The organism is Dyella sp. C11, assembly GCF_003121485.1.
Lineage (GTDB): Bacteria > Pseudomonadota > Gammaproteobacteria > Xanthomonadales > Rhodanobacteraceae > Dyella.
The window spans coordinates 1-3,180 of record NZ_QAVX01000044.1; the positions used below are offsets into that span (position 1 = coordinate 1).

Below are 3,180 nucleotides of genomic sequence, written 5' to 3' on the forward strand. Positions count from 1 at the left end.
GCTGAGCGTGAGGAGATCTCGCGGTCGGTCGCCTTGGGCTACTCGTTACGATCCGTTGCCGAACAGCTTCATCGCGCACCCTCCACGATCAGCCGCGAGGTTCAGCGTAACGGCGGCCGCGAGCGGTACCGAGCCAACAGCGCCGAAGGACGCGCATGGCATTGCGCCTGTCGGCCCAAGCCCTGCAAGCTGTGCATACACCCCCTGTTGGCCAAACGTGTCGCCATCAAGTTGCAGCAACGCTGGTCGCCGGTGCAAATTGCAGGCTGGCTAAAGAGGCGATCCAAGGGCCATGAGGAGCGTCGGGTGTCGCACGAGACCATCTATCGCAGTCTCTTCATCCAGGCCCGGGGCGCCTTGAAAAAGGACCTGGTGGCGCACCTGCGACGTCCGCGCACCATGCGGCGGTCACGTCACCACACGCAGAAAACTGCCAACCACGGCCAGCTCACCGAGATGGTGTCGATTCGGGAACGTCCGGCTGACGTCGAGGATCGGGCCGTGCCCGGTCACTGGGAAGGCGATTTGTTGATGGGCAATCGTCATAGCCAGATTGCCACCTTGGTGGAACGCCATACGCGTTACGTCATGCTGGTGAAGATACCCAGCAAAGACACCAAGACCGTGATTGATGCACTCATCAAGCACGCGCACAAACTGCCACGTGAACTGTATCGGTCGTTGACCTGGGATCGCGGCAAGGAGATGGGCGAGCATCGACGCTTCACTTTGGCCACCGATATCCAGGTGTACTTCTGCGATCCACAACACCCGTGGCAGCGCGGCTCGAACGAAAATACCAACGGGTTGCTCCGCCAATATTTTCCTAAAGGCACTGACCTGTCAGGCATCTCGCAAGCTAAGCTTGATGCTGTTGCACGACAGCTCAATGAGCGGCCGCGCCAAACGTTGGACTTCGATACGCCGGCCGAACGATTCCAGCAATGTGTTGCGTTGACCGGCTGAAGTCGCAACCCGAAGCGGACAGTTTTGGACGGGTCACGTACGTCGGTGCTGGCGCCAAACCTATTCACCAGGAGGGTGATCCTTTGTCTGATACTTCCGAAGTCTTACGTTTTCGCGAATGGCTCGCTCGTCAAGGCGTGAGCGAATCTGCCATCAATGTCGCGTCGGTATGGGAGGCATTCAAAGGTTACGGTCGAGAGGTGTTCCATGCAGATGGCGTCGGGCTCCTATTCCAGGTGGGTATCTTTACCTTCTCAGGCCCGCGCCTGTTCTACTTCGATCCGGTCGTACAGTTTGCACGACTAGACGAAGATGGCGAACACGATCGCTTCGAGCAGTTGCATTGCGAATTTACCTGCGTCCCCACGGAGGCTCTTGAGGGCGCTAAGGCAGAGCTTTGGTCTTTCGAGCATTCGAGCGCTGACGCGTTTTTTGCTGCCGTGGAGTCTTCGCCCGAATTCCATGCTGCAATCCAGGCAAACGGCTATGCGTTGCAAGTTATGCATGAGATGGTTTAGGTCCGCTTTCGACCCGGAGTGGACCTTTTGGTAAGGAGCCACGGATGAGCGATGAGAAGCTCGACTACATCGAAGTTTCGAGGGCGGCACACGAGCTTGGCGAGCGCCATGGCAGAGCCGCACATCTCTACGCGGAGAGAAAGGCGCAGCAGGCTGCTAGCCAGGGCAATGCTGAGGGACAAGTCTTTTGGCAGGCAGTGGCGCGGTCACTCACGCCACGAACTACCGATTAGGATTTGCGGACCATCCGCTTTCGACCCGAAGCTGACATCTGTAGATGAGCTTAGTGCATAGGGATAGTGCAGATGAACGTTGTGCCAATTCTTGCCATCGTTACAGGCTTAACCATCGTGAACACGGTGACCTTCCTGTGTGAACTAAACCCGCGGATATCCAACGTCGCTTTTCTCGTAAGTGCGGGCTTCTTCGTGCTCTCTCAGCTTCCACGCAACTTGGTTGGATTCGCACTTGCGGTGCGCGATTGGGGTGATAAATGGCGCAACTGTTTCGGAGATGGAGCTAGCTCTGCTCCGCCTTACAGGGAGCGCCGATGGGCGGCGCATCGATCCTTCATTGCCTTGAGCCTGTTCGTGCTCGTTGGCTTTGTATCGATGCTTATCCGCGCCAGGGCCACTGGGGAGCTCGATCAGACGGATGCGTCCTTCCTAGCTGGCATGTCCTCCGGCTTTTTTGCGGCTTACGTTGCTGTTTTAGGGCGCCGAGACCGGGCATCGTGACGAGTGGTCCGTTGCCTAAGGTCCGCTTCCGACCCAAAGCAGACATCTCACAGGTCACGATTCCGTCTAGGGGAAAGGAATGCATATCGACTGGGGACGACTTGGTGGATCGCTACGTGCAGCTCATTGGAGCCAGCCCAAGATACCAGCCCGAGCATTCGGCAAGGGGATGCGCATGAAGTGCAACGTCTTGTTGTTTTTGTGTATTTGCGCAATCAGCTTTTCGAATGCTTTCGCTCAACAGCCATCCTCAAATACTAATCCCGAAGTAAACACGATCGGTAATTCCGTGCAATTTCGATGGCAGCAGTTGGAGTGGAGTATTCCAAGGGAGTTTTTTTGGGGGTTCCGTCCATACACTCATGAGGACAAAGAAGTCCTGGTTCAGCTTGGCTACGACCGAGCGAGCGCCGCGTTCGTTGATGCAAATCGAAAGAAGTACGACATCTTGTTACATGTGCACATTCGAAAGCTCGACAACGAAGATCCAAAGACGGCGCTATCTCTCATACATCGCGCGGGACTTGCAATTGACGAGGTGCCCGAATTTAAGTCGGCATCATTTCCAGGCATGACGTACATCGGCTCTTCAAGCTCTTTCCACTATTTCAAGCTGACGAACGAAGATGCAGACGTTCAATGTCATTTGCTTGCAGCCGATCGTTTACTGCCTCCGAAGGTAAGCCCGGACGTGCTGAGCAAGGAATTTATATGCAGTACGGCTATTTCGTTGCCGTCTGATTTGTATGCATGGATCGTTGCTGAAGGCGTTCAACTTAACGACGTAGCAAATGCCTTTGTCATGGCACATCGAAAAGTCATTTCCTTCACTCACTGAAGAGGATGTCGCTTACCCAAGGGGGCGGTGTGTCCGCTTTCGACTGCGACTTCAGCCGGTCAACGCAACACACTATAGACGCGCAAGCGTGAGGAGTGTTGCCCATGGCCATGCCCCGTAA

The 3,180-nt window shown here is 55.6% G+C and carries 4 protein-coding genes; all 4 read left to right on the top strand.

The features are described 5' to 3' along the window. Positions 1 to 966, top strand: a 966-nt coding sequence (locus DK366_RS21025; RefSeq protein ID WP_109127512.1) for an IS30 family transposase, incomplete at its 5' end; no start/stop codon positions are given. A gap of 83 nt (positions 967 to 1,049) precedes the next feature. Next, on the top strand, positions 1,050 to 1,484 hold the full coding sequence (locus DK366_RS21030; RefSeq protein ID WP_109127513.1) for a hypothetical protein: 435 nt from the start codon (positions 1,050 to 1,052) through the stop codon (positions 1,482 to 1,484). Between the two features lie 305 nt (positions 1,485 to 1,789). Next, positions 1,790 to 2,221, top strand: a complete 432-nt coding sequence (locus DK366_RS21040; RefSeq protein WP_109127515.1) for a hypothetical protein — start codon at positions 1,790 to 1,792, stop codon at positions 2,219 to 2,221. Positions 2,222 to 2,300: 79 nt separating this feature from the next. Next, a complete protein-coding gene (locus tag DK366_RS21045; protein WP_157956656.1) occupies positions 2,301 to 3,059 on the top strand; it encodes a hypothetical protein in 759 nt (252 codons plus the stop codon). Positions 3,060 to 3,180: the final 121 nt, after the last annotated feature.

Coding starts and splice junctions, on each gene's coding strand:
- DK366_RS21040 (WP_109127515.1), top strand. CDS start 1,790: ATGAACGTTGTGCCAATTCTTGCCATCGTTACAGGCTTAACCATCGTG.
- DK366_RS21045 (WP_157956656.1), top strand. CDS start 2,301: ATGCATATCGACTGGGGACGACTTGGTGGATCGCTACGTGCAGCTCAT.